Here is a 17,256-nt window from a genome sequence, read left to right as displayed (position 1 = left end):
AAAGATATAGTTAGGCAATTGTTTTAATAACGAATAATTGAAACAAAGGTAAATGATAAAAACATATAAATAAAAAAACAGTTGTACGAATACTAATGCCACAGTTAAATAATATCCCCCTCTATAAAAAGGTATGAATTAATTAAACTCGACAATCCAAACCCATTATTTATAATTGAATTATATCGTTTAATAAGAACCATAAGACATTAAAAATAAAAAACTCGATTACTTAAAGTAATCGAGTTTTCTTGACATTTTAATTAATTCAAAATATTTTAAAGTTCGTTTTGAACAATTAAAGGATTTGCATTGATCTCAGCTTTCGGGATTAACCATTGCCATCTTTTATCGGTTGGCAAAACATTTAAAACTCCATTTACAATTGCAGGATCATGATTAGCCCCTGTTCTGTCTAATGGAGAATTTGTTCTTTTTAAATCAAAAAATCTAAATCCTTCACCCCATAACTCAATTCTTCTTTGTAGTAAGATTTCATCCACTAATGCTTGTCCAGTATTGGCAGACAACACATATGAAGGATTTCTACTTTTCACAAAACTGAAAAGTACAGTAGTGGCATCAGCTTGCCCTAACCTTGCTTTTGCTTCAGCCTCAATAAGATACATTTCAGCGGTGCGCATATAAGGAACATCACATCTACTATCTCCTGTACTTATCGCTAAGAATTTTTGACTCGTATATGGGTATTTAGAAGCAGCAGCTACAAGTGTAATATTTGGATGTTGTCCAGTTTTACTAAAAATAGTAGAGCGCACATCTGTTGATGGAATCAAATTATACAACTTACTATTAATTGCCTTCGGACAGGTACGAATTACTGTTGAACTAAAGTTACGAGACATATAAGCTCCAAAATTAGCAAAATACAACGTCTGTACTTCATTAATATGGCTTCCCCACATCCATTCTTTATTTGTATAATCATTGAACCCAGCCCCGTATTCCGGAATAGACATCAGGCTCAAACCAGTTCTTGCTTTATTAGCGTAGTCAGCAGCAACTGCCCATTGTCCTTGAGTTAAAGCTACACGAGCCTTTAACCCCTGTGCAACTTTCAAGTTTAAATGAGAATTATTTGGTTTTACATAACCGATTAGCAAAGTATTTGCTTCATCTAAATCTTTGTTAATTTGAGTATAAACTTCTTCAACAGTTGATCTTGGAAAATTATCACTACCCACTGTCAGGATAATTGGAACACCTGGTTGAGAGTTAGTTGCACCATTTACATATCTTTTCCCATATATCTGAACTAACTGAAAATGGCAAAAAGCACGATAAAGCAAAGCTTGACCTTTTACAATGTTTTTTTCTGCAACAGAGCCTGTAGCATTATCAACTGCATTGATTATTGTATTTGCATTTCTAATTATTCTATAATAAGTCCTGTATGGATACAAAACATCTCCAGAGTTTTCATTATTCAATCCACTCCAGTTATACACAGTTAAAAACCAGCCATTTGTTACAGGAAAAACAATGTCCTCACCAACAATATCTGTTTGTTGCATTATTCCACCTATACCGCCTTGATTCTGTAGACCATCATATTGAATATACAAAGATCTATGAATACCATTTAAGGTTGTCATTAAATTTGCTGTTGTTTTGGTTGCAGCATCAGAATCCACAAATTCCGTAGGCTTTTTGTCCAAAAAATCATCTGAGCAAGAAGCCAACATAACTATTGATATTGTACAGAATATCAGTTTTATATAATTTGATTTCATAATATTAAAATTTAAAAATTTAAATTAAACCCTAAAGTAATTATTCTAGAAGGGGTAAATCTATTTTGAGTAGTCCCATTAAAAGTCTGACTTGGATCCATTCCTATACGTTTTGTGAATAGCAATAGGTTTTCACCATTTACATATACAGTAGCATTATCTACACCTAATTTAGAAATTAAATCAGAAGGCATTTTATAAGACAAATTAATTTGTCTCAAAGATAAATAATCCGAACCTTTTAACCATCTATCTGAAGCAGCAGAGGATTGCGTATTTCTATTTACATCTAACCTAGGAACATCAGTAATATCTCCTGCTTTTTGCCATCTATTCAAAATATCTGTACTTAAAGCTGAACCATAATTATTACCTGAATGCATTAATGCTTGATAATTTGAATCATACATCTTACCTCCTATTTGGTAAGAAAACATAACATCTAATTGTAATCCTTTGTATTTAATCGTATTACCAAAACTACCAAATAAATCTGGAATAGCAGAATCCGCATAATGATATTGAGCTTTGTTTTGATCTGTAGTAACACTTACACCATTAACAACCCTACCTGTTGGATCATTAGTAGCCATTAACAATGGATCTGATACATATAAAGCATACCCATCTGCAGGGTCAACACCATACCAATCTCTCAACCAGTAATCGTAGATCGAACTACCTACAGTATATTTTTTAGTCCCTGTAATAATTTCTTTTTGAGGTAAACTTGTGATTTCATTATGGATCGTAGATGCATTTACATTTAGACTCCATGCAAAATCACTAGTTTTAAGAATTGTTCCGTCTAACGAAACTTCAAAGCCTTTGTTAAACATAGAACCAATGTTTTCTACTCTATTATCTAGTCCTGAAGATAATGGATTGGGCACAGAGAAAATAAGTCCATCGGTGTTTCTATTATAATATTCAACACTTCCTTTAAGTCTGTTATTAAATAACCCGAACTCAACCGCTACGTCTTTTTGAGTATTAACCTCCCATTTCAAGTTTGGTGCACCGGCAGCATTAGTAACAACTCCTCCTTCACTTCCATTATCATTACCTAAACTAAATGTAGGCTGACTTACATAAAAATTTAAACCACCATTATCAGTATGTGAATCATTTCCTACTTCTCCAATTGAAGCTCTTAATTTCAAATCGTTGACCCAAGAACTATTATTAAGGAAATTTTCTTTATTTATAATCCAAGCGCCTCCAATTGACCAAAAATTTCCCCAACGATTATCTTTAGCAAATTTTGAAGATCCATCTTTACGTAAAGATGCTGATAAAACATATTTATCCATATAATCATATCCAACTCTAGAGAAATAAGATTCTGTTGCATAATTTCTTGTATAGGACGATAAATCAGTAGTCGTAGCATAATTAATAAACTCTGGATTACCTGGAGTAACTTGACCAGTTTTTGTACCTGTAGTCCAATTTCTTTCGTAATCAAAGCTTTCGTGCCCTACTAATACCGAGATATTGTGTTTATCTATCTTTTTTGAATAATCTAGTAATTGATTATAAGTTATACCCGTTAATATCCTATTTTCTTTAGACATTAAACCAGAAGGAGCTCCATCTCCTATCAAAGTATTCCAAGAATATGTTCTATTAAAATAAGATTTATCAATAGACGCATTAGCAGTGAATTTGAAATCTTTTAAAAATTTTATTTCAAAATAAGTTCTTGCCGAAAGAGCCAATCCTTTTTGTATATCCGTATTATTTAGTGTCTCATAAACAACATTTCTACCATTAGACGCACCTGATCCACGAACAGTTGAATATACTTGGTTACCTGTAGCATCTAATAAATAATCTCCATTTGCAGTATGATCAAAAACTGGATATATAGGCCCCATATATCTGATCGTCCTAAAAGGATTATTAAAAGAACTTGTATTATCGACACCATCAACCGCTAAATTTGATTTTGTTAATGTTCCCGATAGATTTATTCCTGTTTTAAACCAATCCTTAAGATTTGAATTTACGTTCAAACGTCCAGTGGTTCTTTCAAAATCTGATCCTTTTATATACCCTTCCTCTTTCAAATTTCCTAAAGAAGCAAAATAATTAGATCTTTCTGACTTACCTTGATAAGAAAGATCCGTATTCCTGCGAACTCCTGCTCTTTCTAATTGTTTAGCCCAATCTAAATCTTGAGGGTACAATAATTGTGCACTTGGGTTTAATTTTCCGTCAGTTCCGACAATAATAGCTTTTGGAACATTAAAAGGATTTGTCACCAATACAACAGGAACCCTACCTGAAGCATATAAATTTGCCGCATCAATTTGAGCTTGTGTTCCCATTGGACGACTGTTTCTAATTGCTTCCCATTCTAAAGGATAGTAATCGAAAGCATTTACTCTTTCATATTCCTTTATAGATCTAGAAATAAGACCTTGACTAACATTTAACGAAATTTTATCTTTTGATGATTTCCCTGTTTTTGTAGTAATAATAATTACTCCATTTGCAGCTTTAGAACCATAAAGCGATGTCGAAGAAGCGTCTTTCAAAACAGTTAAACTTTCAACATCATTTGAATTTAAAGTGCTAATATCTCCAGCAAACGGAACACCATCTACAATATACAAAGGGCTATTAGATCCATTTATTGAGCTAAATCCGCGTATTCTTATAGCAGGTGCTGAACCTGGCTGCCCTGCTGAACTCTGAATTTGTACTCCAGATGTACTACCTTCTAAAACCGAAAGTACATTACTTAAAGGTCTATTTTCCAACTTTTCTGATTTAATTTGCGTAGCAGAACCAGTATAGGAACTCTTTTTCGCCTTACCATACGCTACAATTACGACCTCTTCCAATGCTTTACCTACCTGGTCCATTTTTACATTTAGAATTGAAGAAGCACCAACAATAGCGCTTTCATCTTGCATCCCTACAAAAGAAAAAACCACAACGTCTCCAGTCTTTGCTTTTATAGCATATTTTCCTTGCAAATCAGTTTGCACACTTGTTTTTGCACCTTTAACAATAATATTTACTCCAGGGATAGGTGCAGACCCATCTGAAACAACACCCGAAACAGTTCTCTCTTGGGCAAAAGAAAACTGCATAGATAACGCTAGTAATAGCGAAAAAACCCATTTGAATTTCAATCTCATATTAAATTATTTGAATTAGTTATTCGGCAAAAATCATAATTATTTCTTAAAGAAACAAAGGTTTTTAAATAATAATAGAATTACTTTTCAACACAGTTTTAAATAAAAAAAAGAGAATAACTAAACTATAGCTTCAGAAAATGAATTTATGAGTAGATATTAAGTCATAAACTTGTATTTTTGCCAAAATTAATTTAATGTTAAGCCCTTATTTTTTAACACCAAATTTAGAATCCGGAACTGATGAAGCCGGACGTGGCTGCCTTGCCGGACCAGTTACAGCAGCAGCAGTAATTCTTCCAATTGATTTTGTGAATGAAATTCTTAATGACAGTAAGCAACTATCCGAAAAAACCAGAGAAAAATTACGACCTATTATCGAGCAACAATCCATTACGTTCGCCGTAACTCATCTTGAACCATTAGAAATTGACTCCATCAACATATTGAATGCATCCATAAAGGCAATGCAAGAATGTGTTTTAAAACTCAATCCACAACCTGAATATATAATTGTTGATGGAAACAGCCCTTTCATTAGAAAAAAAGGAATAAAAAATTCAAGCGGAAAAATTTTCACTGATGCTGAAATTGAGATCCTGACCTCTATTCCGAGTTGCAGTATTGTAAAGGGAGATTCGAAATATATGAGTATTGCGGCGGCTTCCGTTTTGGCAAAAACTTATCGAGACGACTACATGAATCGCATTCATGAGGAATTCCCAATATATAATTGGAAACAAAATAAAGGATATCCCACCAAAGAACATCGTGAAGCAATTAGAAAATACGGCGTGACTAAATACCATCGAATGACGTTTCGATTGTTGCCGGAAAAAAATATTTTAGATTTAGGATTTTAGATTTAGGATTTCTGCTTCAAATAACTCCGTGAAATGTTTCAGTATTTTTTCTTTCACTTCTTCTTCATTTACTTTTTCAACACCGAGTTCCACGTTTAATGAAGTAACTGCTTTTCCGCGAATACCACACGGAATAATGTTATCAAAATAACCCAAATCAGCATTTACGTTTAAGGCGAATCCATGCATGGTGACCCAACGGGAAGCACGAACACCGAGCGCACAAATTTTTCTGGCAAATGGTGTTCCAGCGCCTAGCCAAACTCCCGTTTCCCCTTCGCTTCGTCCAGAGTTTAGTCCGTATTCAGCCAAAGTGAGGATAATGGCTTCTTCCAAAAAACGTAAGTATTTATGAATATCACTAAAGAAATTTTCTAAATCCAAAATAGGATACCCTACAATTTGGCCTGGCCCATGATAAGTAATATCACCGCCACGGTTGATTTTATAGAAAGTCGCTCCTTTGGCTTCAAGCTGTTTTTCCGATAATAATAAATTAGATAAATCCCCGCTTTTTCCTAACGTATACACATGTGGATGTTCGACAAACAAAAAATAGTTTGGAGTCTCAAGTTCAAGTTCCTCTCTCCTATTCCTGATTTTTAAATCTACGATTTCTCTAAACAATTCTTCTTGGTATTCCCAAGTCGCTTTGTAATCTTTATTTCCTAAATCTTGAAGTTGGATTATTTTGTTCATTTTTGTGAATTGCAAAGTTTCAGCGTGGCAAAGATACGAAGTTTGAAACATGAATGTAGAATATTGGAAATTAGACTACGCAAAAAAGGGATGATATAATCTATTTACATAGCATTACATTACCCCATTTAATTACTAAATTTGGTTCACAAAACAGGGCACTACACCTTTCGTTTTCCCTTTGTGTTGAATACCTCCTATAATTATACGTTTTTTATTTACTTTTATCCATCTCTGGTTTCAGTATTACTTTTGTCCATCCTTCATCGCGAGCATCAAAATGTTTGTAAGCATTAGGAGCCTCGTCCAGTGAAAGTTCATGTGAAATAATTAATGATGGTGTAGCTTTACCAGCAGAAATTAATGTACAAAGCTGACGATCATAGGATTTTACATTTGCCTGTCCAGTTGCTATTCGCTGTCCTTTCATCCAGAATTGGCCAAAGTCAAAGTCCATATGCCCTTCTTTCTGTAAATCTTCTTTGGATTTCGGGTCCTTGGGAACAAAAACCCCCACTACCCCTATTGAACCTGTAGCTTTTACTGCTTGTACGAGTTCATTCATCGTTATATTAGAATGTTCATTACCATGTTTATCACAACACTGGTAGCCTACGCATTCGCAACCTTTATCGGCGCCCTTGCCCTTGGTTAGCTCCAAAACCTGCTCAACCGCTGAACCTTTTGAAAAATCAATAGGGATAGCTCCCAATTTTTCAGCGAGCTTCAATCGGTCAGGATGATTGTCAACAACCATAATCTTACTGGCTCCTTTAATACTCGCTGAATGTGCCGCCATAAGTCCAACCGGACCTGCGCCATAAATCACCACAGAGTCTCCTGGCTTTACACCAGCCAATTCCGTGGCATGATATCCAGTAGGGAAAATATCCGATAGCATCACATAATCATTTTCCTTCTCGATGGCGTCTTCGGGTAATTTTAGGCAATTAAAGTCGCCATGAGGTACACGCAAGTACTCAGCCTGACCCCCGCTGTAAGGTCCCATTCCCGCAAAACCATAAGCAGCACCGGCAGTTCCCGGATTCATTGTGAGACAAAAACCAGTTAAGCCGCGTTCACAATTTTGACAATGACCGCATCCAATGTTAAACGGAAGACAAACCATATCTCCTACTTTTATCTGAGTTACCGCTTTGCCAACTTCAACCACCTTACCCATGTTTTCGTGACCCAAAATTCTTCCAGATTCCATATCTGTTCTCCCTTCGTACATGTGAAGATCTGATCCACAAATATTAGTTGTGGTTACTTTAACCAATACATCCGTCGGTTGCTCAATTTTGGCATCCGGCATTTGTACCACCCTCACGTCTCGAGGACCGAAATAAACAAGTGCTTTCATACTATCTTTATTTAAATTGTTTACTTATTTCCTAAAATCACCTCCGTTTAAACTTGGAATAAGGGATGCGATTTTAAATGAATTTTAAAGAACTTAAAGTTAGAGATAATTTTACATATATTTAATTTTCAGACATTTAAAAAATTTTTTGATTTTTGGCAGCTCAATTCAGCCTTGAAAAACAACACTCAGTTCTGTTAGTTATTCTAAGAAAACCTCTAGATTAGTACTCTCAGGATTTACCAAACAATCTGTTATAAGAAATTGCAATTCCAATGCTTTTTTATCTTCACTTATTTTAGCATTTTGATTTGAAACCGATTTTATTTTTCGAGGAAAATGATATTTTAAAACATACGGCTGATTGATTTTAAAATTGGAAACTCGGGTTTTCAATGTTGCAATTTTATCCTGTTGTTTTTTTAATTCGACAGGATCTGTGATTTTCACTATTCTTTTAAAAAGACTCCCGTCAAAAGCATAACTCACACTATAATAATGTTCTTCGGCGCTTAGTGCGTAATTATGCTCTAAATCATCCGCATATTCCTGAGTTTTGTATAAATCCGGAACTGCAGAAATTTTATTGAAGTTTTGATTGATTTTTGTTCGAAATTCTTTCTCGAAGGAACTTTTCTTGATGTGAACGTTTACGTTTGAAAACTTTTGAAAAATTGCTTTTTCAGATGGTTGAAGTTTTAAAAATGTCTCGGAATATTTCGTTATAAAATCCTTGAAAACGTAAGTTGTATCCTCGAATTTTTCTTCTTTGGAATAATTTTCACCCGCTAATTGCATGTAACTGTGTTCGTCGCGAAGTGATTCGGTTTCTATTTTTCCGGAACCGTCTTGGTTTAGATGGATGGTTTCGGTGATTTGGCAACTTGTTGTTAGAATAACTAAAAGTATAAAGACGTAAATTTTATTTTTCAATTTTTATGGTTTTAAATCGTTATTTTTTGCCAAATGTAAAATAATAACTACAATTTCTAGCCCAGATTAAAGTGAAAATCCTTTTTATTTTTGCTGCCAAAAATAAAAAGATTGCAACGGAAAGCTGGAAATAACTCCAAAAAACCTTTAGCACTTTGTTACTTTGCTACTTATACAGTATCTTTGTGCTCTTAAAAACAGCATAAAATGGCATTATCCGAACAAGAAATATTACGTAGAGAAGCACTTACCGAATTACGCAATTTAGGCATCGAGCCTTATCCAGCAGCCGAATTTATTACCACCGCTTATTCCAGCGAAATCCTAGCCGATTTCGAGAAGTACGAAGGGAAAGAAGTTGTTTTAGCAGGACGATTGATGGGTAAGCGTATCATGGGAAAGGCGTCATTTGCAGAATTGAAAGATGCTGAAGGACGTATTCAAATCTATGTTTCGAGAGATGATATTTCGACTGATGAGGAGAAAACGATGTACAATGTGGTTTTCAAAAAACTATTGGATATTGGCGATTTTATTGGGGTTCGCGGAACGGTTTTTAAAACGCAAGTGGGTGAAATCTCGGTCCATGTGTATGGATTGACAGTTTTGGCAAAAGCCTTGAAACCACTTCCTGTTGTAAAAACGGATGCTGACGGAAAAACACACGATGCTTTTGCTGATCCAGAACAAAGATACCGTCGTCGTTATGTGGATTTAACGGTGAACGATCATGTGAAAGAAACGTTTATCAAGAGAACAAAATTGTTCAATGCCATGCGTACTTTCTTTAATGACAAAGGATATCTTGAAGTGGAAACTCCTGTTTTACAACCAATTCCTGGTGGTGCCGCAGCGCGTCCTTTTATCACACACCACAACTCGCTTGATATGCCTTTATACATGCGTATTGCGAATGAGTTGTACTTAAAAAGATTGATTGTTGGTGGTTTTGAAGGAGTTTATGAGTTTTCGAAAAATTTCCGTAACGAAGGAATGGATCGTACGCACAACCCGGAATTTACCGCTATGGAAATATATGTAGCCTACAAAGACTACAATTGGATGATGAAATTTGCCGAAGATTTGCTGGAATATTGTGCAATTGCTGTAAATGGAACTAGCGAAGTTACTTTTGGAGAACACAAAATTAGCTTTAAAGCACCTTATGCTCGTGTTACGATGACGGATTCTATCAAACATTTTACTGGTTTTGATATTTCTGGAAAAAGTGAAACTGAACTTTTTGATGCTGCAAGAGGCATGGGAATTGACGTGGATGCTACAATGGGGAAAGGAAAATTGATCGATGAGATTTTTGGTGCGAAATGCGAGGGAAATTATATTCAGCCTACTTACATCACTGATTATCCAAAGGAAATGTCGCCTTTGTGTAAATCACACCGCGATAATCCGGAATTGACAGAGCGTTTTGAATTAATGGTTTGTGGTAAAGAAGTGGCAAATGCTTATTCGGAATTGAATGACCCAATTGATCAAAGAGAACGTTTTGAAGACCAAATGCGTTTGGCTGAAAAAGGAGATGATGAAGCCACGGGAATTATCGATGAAGATTTCTTGAGAGCTTTAGAATATGGAATGCCTCCTACATCAGGAATGGGAATAGGAATGGACCGTTTGATTATGTATTTGACAAATAATGCTTCTATTCAAGAAGTATTGTTGTTTCCTCAAATGCGACCAGAGAAAAAGCAAGTTCAAATTGAATTGGAAGATGACGAGAAATTGATTGTTGCGCTGTTGAAAACCAATGAAAACCAAATGGATTTTGGGTTACTAAAAATCAAATCAGAATTGAGTGGTAAAAAATGGGATAAAGCCATGAAAAACTTATCTTCTTTGGGAATGACCGAAGTTGTGGTTGTTGGGGAAAGTAAAGCTTGTCGATTGAAGGAATAAGTTTATTCGAGAAATATATAAAAAAAAGGAGCTTCAAATTGGAGCTCCTTTTTTTATGAAAATACTTCATATTGCAATATGTCTATATTACGATACCAAGTTGATAGTATGATTTTTTAAAAATTTACTTTTAGTTAAATATGTCATAAATTTCTTATTTAAATAAGTTTTAATTCTATTTTTGTTTGAACAAAAAACAAACAAATAAATATGAAGAAAATTATTTTAGCTGCACTTGCGTTATTTGCATTTGGATTTGCAAATGGTCAAGCAAAAGAAGGCCAAGTTTCAAAAGGGAAATGGCTCGTAGAAGTAAATACTGGATTTGGTAAAAATGTAGGTTCTACCTCATTGTACCTAACTTCTTCTGACGGTGTTACTGCTTACAACATTGGAGTCGAGGGCGGTTATTTCATCAAAAACAATCTGGCGCTTAAATTAGGATTAGGTTATGGTGATAATGGTATAGCAGGAGAAAATGAACCTATTGCTTATAAAATTGGAGCCAAATATTATTTTAAAAGTATGATTCCTGTTGAGCTTTCGTATAACGGTGTAGGTTTTGGTAATGCAGATGCTAATCCAACATATGTTGGTGCTCAAGTAGGTTACGCCTTATTTTTAGGAAAAAATGTAAGTATTGAACCTGGAATTCGCTATAATATGGCTACACATAAACAATATTACGACAACAGTTTACAATTTAATATTGGGTTTGCATTGCATTTCTAAGATTACTTTTGCGAAAGGATAAATAATAAAAACATTAATTCATTATTAGGAAATAAAAAATCGGCTTGAATAATTTCAAGCCGATTTCTATTTAAACCAATTCCAGTTCAGGAATTTTTATTCCAAACAATTCCTCTTTATAAAAGTCTAGCAAATGAATACTATTAACATTGGTTTGAGAAGAAAATGAAGAAGAAAATAAGGATTGATAGTACCCAATTCCTTCTATCAAATTATTTTTAAAGGAATTCCATTTTTTAATTTGCGGGGCAGTTATTTCGGCAGAAACAGTTGCGATTTCATTTTTCAAATAATCCACATACATTTTCAATTCTTTCACAAACATATTCGGACGGTTTTTAACATTCAATACCGAAGTGTTTCCATAAATATGCTGCACCATTTTAGAAAGTGAAACTTCATGGTCAAAATAAGCCATGTTAGGTCCCGGACAAATGACTACACCTTGCGCCTGTCCTTTAATCTTGATCTCATTTTCCAGATAGGAAGCATTGGCTAAACCAACACAAAGACACGATTTTTCGGTGATTTTATTTTTTGCATTTTCAAACATTTCGGCAGTCAAAGTATCTTTCTTGGTGTCCAACTCCTCCAATTTTAAATCCTGAAATTTTTTGGAAGCAGAACAAATTCCTTTAGCCCCATATTCTTTGCTTAACGCCAAAAACTTTTTAGGACAAGAACTTCCCGCATTATTATCATGAATACGTTTTAGTTTTAAATGCTCATTCGTTGTTCCTCTTAAGGTGTTAAATGGAATTCCCAAAGGAGAAATATGACTCAAATACAAATCTTCTTCTTTGGCTTTTGCCAATAATTCCCTTGTGGCTTGATCAACAGAAGTAGCTTCGGGAACCAATAAAAATGGAGAACCCCAACCCACAGAATCCACATGATAATAATCCAATAAAAAGTCGTGCTCTTCGGCTGTACCCACGCCACCCTGAACGGTAATTTTTAATTCCAATGGATTTTCAGGAACGTGCATTCCCTTTTGCGCCAGCGCCTTCACCATTAAATCATGTGCCGACTGAATCAATTGCTCTTTTTTATTCTTGAACTCTTCCAAAATTGGACCTAACAAAAATCCCTCAGTAGCAAAAGCATGTCCACCACAATTCAATCCGGATTCGATTCGGTATTCAGAAACCCAAAGTCCTTTTTTGGCCAAAAAATTCCCTTGTATCATCGCCGAACGGAAATCACTCACTTTTAGAATAATTTTCTTCTTCAAAGTATTGGTGTTGTCTGGAAAAAAGACATCGAAGTTCTCAAAATAACTGTACAGTCTAGGATTCATACCTGCTGAAAGCACCACCGAAGAAGTCAACGTGCTATTAGCAAAACCACGAAGTGAAGCATGAGCATCATTGAAAGCTACTGGTAATTGTTCGTCCTTAATGAAATTATCCTTATCGACCTTGGTCATGATATTGACATCAATCTCACCTACAATCAAGTTTTTTTCAAGATAATTCTTGATATTTTCCTTAAAAGTAATTCCGTCATCCATTAGATGCTGAAGTCCTTTTTTGATCTCGGATTTGTTCGGTAACATGGCGATATAATTCTCTAATGCCAATTTACTTTCAGCCAGTTCATTCTTGAAATTCTCGAATTTATCTTTTACGATTTTGTCAACCAAATTTAGATACGACGTAATACGCTCTGCCCTATAATCGTGCATTTTTTGAGAAATCTCCTGATACGGAAGACTAAATTTTTCGCTGTAAAAAGCATTCATTTTTTCGATAAGATCATCGTCTATAATCGAAATCACAGAGGATATACCATATTTTGCCACGCGAATTGGACTGTCTATGGTGTAAGCAAGTCCCATCACTGGTATATGGAAAGTATGTAACGGTTTAGTTGTTTTCATGCGTTTGATGATTTATTAAACAAAGCACAAAATTCGATAAACAAAACAGTTTAAAAACTGATAAATATCATGAAGTACTATTTACTTCATTGAAAACCACACTGTTTTATGAGACTAGTCAATGGGAATTCTTCAAGAATAGAAACTATAAACTTTTGTTAACAATTAAACCTTACTTAACTATCCTCGTCTTATTAGTATAATTTAAAAACAATAAAAATGAAAAGATTAATTATTGCTGCATTGTTAATTGTTGGAATGACAAGCTTTGCTCAAGACAAAAAAGAAACAGGTAAAAGACATGATAGAGCTGAAATGGAAAAATTTACTCCAGAACAGCGAAATCAACTGATGTTAAAAAAAATGACATTGGAGTTGGATTTAAATGCTTCACAACAAAAAGAAATGGGTAAAATCATTGCTGAGAATAGTGCCAAAAGAGAAGCAAGAATGATGGAAATGAAAGCCAATAAAGAGGCTGGTAAAAAACTCACTTCTGATGAACTGTTTGCAAGAAAAAACAAGATGTTAGATGAACAAATTGTTATGAAAGAAAGAATGAAAAAAATTCTTAATCAAGAACAATTTAAAAAATGGGAAGACATGAAAGGGAAAAGACATCACGGAATGAAAAACAGAATGATGCGCCATAAAAACGGGAAACCAGCAAATATGGAGGACAAAAAATAATCCATTTACTTGAAATATTTCATCTTATTTCATAAAAAAAGACCCAAATTTGGGTCTTTTTTTCGTTTAAAATGTTTTGGAAACTTTGTCTACTGCTTGAATGGTAAAATCTAAATCTTCATAAGATAATGCATCAGTAATAAACCAAGTCTCATAAGCCGATGGGGCGATATAAATCCCTTCTTGCAATAAACCATGGAAGAATTTTTTGAAGGTTTCATTATCTCCTTTCGCAGCCGTTTGAAAATCAACTACCGGAGCCTCGTCAAAATGAACTGAAATCATAGATCCAATCCTATTGATTGTAAAAACAACGTTGTTCGCTTTCAATACTTTGTCGATTCCTGCGGCCAAATAAGCAGTTTTTTCTTCTAATCTTTTAAAAATTGCTCGATCAGCATCTAACGCTTGTAACATTGCCAGTCCCGCAGCCATTGCTAATGGATTTCCTGACAATGTTCCCGCTTGATAAACCGGTCCTAATGGAGCCAGATAATTCATAATTTCTGCGCGGGCAGCAAATGCTCCTACCGGCAATCCTCCTCCTATTACTTTCCCGAAGCACACCATATCGGCATTCACATTCAGCAATTCCTGAACTCCTCCTCTTGCGAGTCTGAATCCCGTCATTACTTCATCAAAAATTAATAGAATATCATTGTCTGTACACAATTGGCGTAAGCCTTCTAAAAAACCTCTATTAGGCGGAATACAACCCATATTCCCTGCAACAGGTTCAACGATAATCGCGGCAATCTCGTTTTTATTAGCTTCAATTAATGTGGCAACATTTTCTAAATCATTGTATTTTGCTAATAACGTATCCTTTGCGGTACCAGCAGTAACTCCAGGACTGTTTGGTGACCCGAAAGTAATTGCACCACTTCCCGCCTGAATCAGGAAAGAATCAGAATGGCCGTGATAGCAACCTGCAAATTTAATTATTTTATCTTTTTTGGTAAATCCGCGAGCCAGTCTTACGGCGCTCATACAAGCTTCAGTCCCAGAATTTACGAATCTTATCTTATCAATATTTGGAACCATAGAAACGGCTAAGGCTGCAATTTGCGTTTCTAATTCTGTAGGCATTCCAAAAGATGTTCCTAATTTTGCTTTTTCAATTACGGCTTGTACAACCGGTTCATAAGCATGGCCTAAAATCATTGGCCCCCATGAATTAATGTAATCAATTAAGCGATTTCCATCTTCATCATACAAATAAGCACCTTTGGCACTTTTGACAAAAATTGGGGTTCCACCCACTGCTTTAAAGGCTCTTACGGGCGAATTTACACCTCCAGGAATTACTTTTTCTGCTTCAGCAAAAAGCTGACTACTTCTTGTATATAACATTTTAAATTTTAAATTTATAATTTTAGATTTTCAGTTGTTGCCCGACTGAAACGGAATTGTCCCTAAGATTGTTTTTGTGTTTTAGTTCCTCAAGTACTAAGTTAAATTTTTTGGAAATAGAATAAAGCGTATCGCCTTTTTGAACCTGATATGAAGTTACTTCCCGACTTGTATTCTTTATCGCCTCCATAGGAATTTTGGCTGTTAATTGCTTTTCAATTGCTTTATATTCGATTCCTAACACTTCACTGTCATATTGTTGTAAATTGTAACGCTCGATATAGGAAATCAATTTATTAGGATATTTAGGATCTGTTGCATAGCCTGCTGTTCTTAATCCTCTTGCCCATCCTTTGTAATCTCCTTTTGACAAGGCAAACAAATTAGAATATCTCCCTCTACTGGTTAAAAACAAGGCGTGATCTTTGAAAGATTCCGATACATTATCATACTTTCTGAAGCATTCCTGATCTGAATCATCATCATGTCTTATGGTATCGCCTCTCCAATCTTCATGGCATTTTATTCCAAAATGATTATTAGCATTTACAGCCAAATCACCCCTTCCAGCTCCTGATTCCAAAATTCCCTGCGCCAAAACAATACTAGCCGGAATGCCATAAATTCTCATGTTATCCATCGCTACATTTTTGAATTGAGCGACATAATTAACTACCACATCACTACTAACTACCGTTTGCGAAGTTGAAACTATTACTTCCGTTATTTGATTAGGATATTCTTGTTCTGGCTGATTTTCTACAACAGGCTTTTTTAAAGCTGTCTTTGTAACTATTGCTTTTGCTGCTATTGTTTTTGTCGCAATAGGCGCTTTTGTTACTTTTGTTACTTTAGTAGTATGAACAATCACCTTCTTTTGATTCAAAGGCATTTTTTTAGTAGTGATAACAACTGGTTTAGCTGCGTTACAGCCTACTAAAGTTATTAGGATGAGAATGAGTATAATTTTTTTAAACATTGATGTCGATTGTTGGTAATTGTTTATTTCTTAGTTTCATATTCATCCCTTGAATTCCTTGAATTCCACCAGTATGAATGAGTAAAATTTTTGATTGAGTTGGAAAATAGTTCCGGTGTATTAAATCTATAACGCCAAAAACCATCTTTCCAGTATAAATAGGATCCAAAGGAATGTTATTTTCTTTGAAAAACTGGTTGATAAATGCGATTAACTCACTATTTACTTTCCCATAGCCTCCAAAATGATAATCCGTCAGCAATTCCCAATTATTATTTATTACAATATTACGAATTTCATCTGTTAAAAAATCCCCTTTTAATGCTGGAAATCCTAAAACTTTTTGGTGTGGCAAAACACTATTAATTATTCCCGATATAGTTCCACCTGTTCCAATTGAACAGCAGATATAATCAAATTCGGCATCTTTTTCATTTAATATTTCCTCACAGCCTTTGATGGCCAATGCATTGGTTCCTCCTTCTGGAATAAGGTAAAAATCACCAAATTTTTGTTTTAAATTTTCCAAAAATGGAATTTCGTTTTTTAACCGATAGGATTCTCTGCTAACAAATTCGAATTGCATTCCGCAGCTTTGAGCAAATGTCAAGGTTGGATTTTCCGAAATTTTGTCCTTCAGTTCATCCCCTCGAATAATACCAATAGTTTTGAATCCTTTTTCTTTCCCTGCAAAAGCTACTGCCGCAATATGATTGGAAAACGCACCTCCAAAAGTTAGCAAAATTTCCTGATGCTCCGCTTTTGCTTGAAGCAAATTATACTTTAGCTTTCTAAACTTATTTCCAGAAACGAAAGGATGAATCAAATCTTCCCTTTTGATATGCAGTGAAATAGAGTTTGGAAATTCTAATGCTATTTGTTGATTCAAACCAAGTATGTTTTCTGCAAAGATAA

Annotated in this window: 13 protein-coding genes; 4 read left to right on the top strand and 9 right to left on the bottom strand. The window is 34.8% G+C overall.

The window, feature by feature from the left end:
• Positions 1–278: 278 nt before the first annotated feature.
• Positions 279–1,754: a RagB/SusD family nutrient uptake outer membrane protein gene (locus tag H4V97_RS13185; protein ID WP_209549946.1), complete on the bottom strand. Its 1,476-nt coding sequence runs from the start codon at positions 1,752–1,754 to the stop codon at positions 279–281.
• A gap of 11 nt (positions 1,755–1,765) precedes the next feature.
• The gene (locus tag H4V97_RS13180) at positions 1,766–4,906 is read right to left on the bottom strand and encodes a SusC/RagA family TonB-linked outer membrane protein (RefSeq protein WP_209549945.1); all 3,141 of its coding nucleotides are present in this window, start codon (positions 4,904–4,906) and stop codon (positions 1,766–1,768) included.
• A gap of 197 nt (positions 4,907–5,103) precedes the next feature.
• On the opposite strand from H4V97_RS13180, the gene H4V97_RS13175 reads away from it, so the two are divergent.
• Complete coding sequence (locus H4V97_RS13175; RefSeq protein ID WP_209549944.1) at positions 5,104–5,769, top strand: ribonuclease HII; 666 nt, start codon at positions 5,104–5,106, stop codon at positions 5,767–5,769.
• Here H4V97_RS13175 and lipB read toward each other — a convergent pair.
• The 3 genes from lipB to H4V97_RS13160 form a co-directional block, all read right to left on the bottom strand.
• On the bottom strand, positions 5,758–6,468 hold the full coding sequence (lipB, locus tag H4V97_RS13170; RefSeq protein ID WP_209549943.1) for a lipoyl(octanoyl) transferase LipB: 711 nt from the start codon (positions 6,466–6,468) through the stop codon (positions 5,758–5,760). The genes H4V97_RS13175 and lipB overlap by 12 nt on opposite strands.
• 214 nt (positions 6,469–6,682) lie before the next feature.
• A complete protein-coding gene (locus H4V97_RS13165) occupies positions 6,683–7,801 on the bottom strand; it encodes a glutathione-independent formaldehyde dehydrogenase (protein WP_209549942.1) in 1,119 nt (372 codons plus the stop codon).
• A 234-nt stretch (positions 7,802–8,035) separates the two neighbouring features.
• Positions 8,036–8,767 carry a hypothetical protein gene (locus tag H4V97_RS13160; protein WP_209549941.1) on the bottom strand — a complete coding sequence of 244 codons (732 nt, stop codon included), beginning with the start codon at positions 8,765–8,767 and terminating at the stop codon, positions 8,036–8,038.
• A 207-nt stretch (positions 8,768–8,974) separates the two neighbouring features.
• On the opposite strand from H4V97_RS13160, the gene lysS reads away from it, so the two are divergent.
• Both lysS and H4V97_RS13150 read left to right on the top strand, forming a co-directional pair.
• Positions 8,975–10,684, top strand: coding sequence for a lysine--tRNA ligase (lysS, locus tag H4V97_RS13155; protein WP_196849876.1), 1,710 nt, complete (start codon positions 8,975–8,977; stop codon positions 10,682–10,684).
• A gap of 210 nt (positions 10,685–10,894) precedes the next feature.
• On the top strand, positions 10,895–11,416 hold the full coding sequence (locus tag H4V97_RS13150; RefSeq protein ID WP_209549940.1) for a hypothetical protein: 522 nt from the start codon (positions 10,895–10,897) through the stop codon (positions 11,414–11,416).
• Positions 11,417–11,507: 91 nt separating this feature from the next.
• On the opposite strand, the gene H4V97_RS13145 is transcribed toward H4V97_RS13150, so the two are convergent.
• On the bottom strand, positions 11,508–13,319 hold the full coding sequence (locus H4V97_RS13145) for a hypothetical protein (protein ID WP_209549939.1): 1,812 nt from the start codon (positions 13,317–13,319) through the stop codon (positions 11,508–11,510).
• 219 nt (positions 13,320–13,538) lie between these two features.
• Here H4V97_RS13145 and H4V97_RS13140 point away from each other — a divergent pair, with 219 nt between their 5' ends.
• Entirely contained in the window at positions 13,539–14,009 is a 471-nt protein-coding gene (locus tag H4V97_RS13140) for a hypothetical protein (protein ID WP_196849873.1), read from the top strand.
• 66 nt (positions 14,010–14,075) lie between these two features.
• Here the strand turns inward: H4V97_RS13140 and hemL are convergent, their stop codons facing one another.
• From hemL to H4V97_RS13125, 3 genes are read right to left on the bottom strand one after another with little or no spacing between them, the layout of a single operon-like run.
• Positions 14,076–15,362, bottom strand: coding sequence for a glutamate-1-semialdehyde 2,1-aminomutase (hemL, locus tag H4V97_RS13135; RefSeq protein WP_209549938.1), 1,287 nt, complete (start codon positions 15,360–15,362; stop codon positions 14,076–14,078).
• Between the two features lie 22 nt (positions 15,363–15,384).
• Entirely contained in the window at positions 15,385–16,341 is a 957-nt protein-coding gene (locus H4V97_RS13130) for a glucosaminidase domain-containing protein (protein ID WP_209549937.1), read from the bottom strand.
• Entirely contained in the window at positions 16,334–17,230 is an 897-nt protein-coding gene (locus tag H4V97_RS13125; RefSeq protein ID WP_209549936.1) for a 1-aminocyclopropane-1-carboxylate deaminase/D-cysteine desulfhydrase, read from the bottom strand. The genes H4V97_RS13130 and H4V97_RS13125 overlap by 8 nt, the downstream gene beginning before the upstream one ends.
• Positions 17,231–17,256 lie beyond the last annotated feature (26 nt).

It is taken from the genome of Flavobacterium sp. CG_23.5, assembly GCF_017875765.1.
Lineage (GTDB): Bacteria > Bacteroidota > Bacteroidia > Flavobacteriales > Flavobacteriaceae > Flavobacterium.
This window is presented reverse-complemented; position numbering and strand designations above follow the sequence as displayed.